This window comes from Streptomyces pathocidini (assembly GCF_001418495.1).
In the GTDB taxonomy this organism is placed as follows: domain Bacteria; phylum Actinomycetota; class Actinomycetes; order Streptomycetales; family Streptomycetaceae; genus Streptomyces; species Streptomyces pathocidini.
On sequence record NZ_LIQY01000662.1, the window covers coordinates 1 to 1,408 of the forward strand.

A 1,408-nucleotide genomic window follows, 5' to 3' on the forward strand; every position below is an offset into this window, starting at 1 on the left:
CCCTTCGCCCGCGCCGCCGGTCTCGTCGCCGTCGCGCTGCTCGCGGCCTGGCTCGGGCTGCTGGCCGTGGGAAGCGTGCGCACCCCCGTCGGCCCGATGGACACGGCAATGACGCTGCGCCCCTCCCTCACCGGCGGCACCAAGGTCAACGTCTCCCCCCTCGGCTCGCTCGAACTCGCCACCCACACCGCCCCGCTCCGCCTCGACGTGGACGTCGACCAGCTCAACGCCGAGCGCTCCCGCGCCCTCGTCGACCACCCCGAGCGCATCGCGGGCCTCCAGGACGAGATCACCCGCGACGTCGCCCTCGGCACGGCCGACCTCGCGTGGCGCTCCTGCGCCGCCGTCGTCTCCGGCTCGGTCGCCCTCGGCCTCGCCGTCTACCGCCGCCCGCGCCGCGCCCTGGCCGCCGGCGGCCTCTCCCTCGCCCTGCTCGCGGCCTCCGGCGGCCTCGCGTACGCGACGTGGAACCCGAAGTCCGTGCTGGAGCCGAAGTTCTCCGGGCTGCTCTCCTCCGCCCCCGACGTGGTCGGCAACGCCCGCTCGATCGTCAGCGAATTCGACGTCTACCAGCAGGAGTTGGCGCGCCTGGTGACCAACGTGACCAAGCTGTACGACGTCACCTCCACCCTCCCCGCATACCAGCCGGACCCCACCACCGTCCGCGTCCTGCACGTCTCCGACATCCACCTCAACCCGGCCGCCTGGCACATCGTGCAGTCGCTGGTCGAGCAGTACGAGATCGACGTGATCGTCGACACCGGCGACACCATGGACCACGGCTCGGCCGCCGAGAACGCCTTCCTCGACCCGGTCCCCGGCCTCGGCGCCCCGTACGTGTGGGTGCGCGGCAACCACGACTCGGCCGCGACGCAGAAGTCGATGGAGGGGCGGCGCAACGTGCACGTGCTCGACCACGGGAAGACGGTCGAGGTCGCGGGGTTGCGCATCGCCGGCACCGGCGACCCGCAGTTCACCCCGGACCGGTCGGTCGTCGCGGCGGGCGACCCGGCCGAGGAGCGGGTCGGCCGCGAGCTGGCGGCCGCGCTCCGCGTCCAGAAGGACGCGGGCAAGCCGGTCGACATCGCGCTGGCGCACAACCCGGTCGCCGCGCGGCAGACCGACGGCGCGGTCCCGCTGGCCCTCGCCGGCCACATCCACCGCCGCACGAACGAGGTCCTGGACAAGGGCACCCGGCTGATGACCGAGGGCTCGACCGGCGGCAGCGGGCTGCGCGCGGTCGAGGGAAAGACCCCGGACCCGGTCGAGGCCTCCGTCCTCTACCTGCACCGGGACACCCGCACCCTCCAGGCCTGGGACGCGATCACGCTCGGCGGGCTCGGCCTGTCGACGGCCGAGGTCAGCCGCCACCTCCCGGAGAACAACTCCCCCGGCGCCTCCCCGTCCC

Annotated in this window: 1 protein-coding gene; it reads left to right on the forward strand. The window is 74.1% G+C overall.

Features of this window, described 5'->3' with window-relative positions:
- A partial coding sequence (locus AOK16_RS24220; RefSeq protein ID WP_055474241.1) for a metallophosphoesterase family protein occupies positions 1-1,408 on the forward strand: 1,408 nt, incomplete at both ends.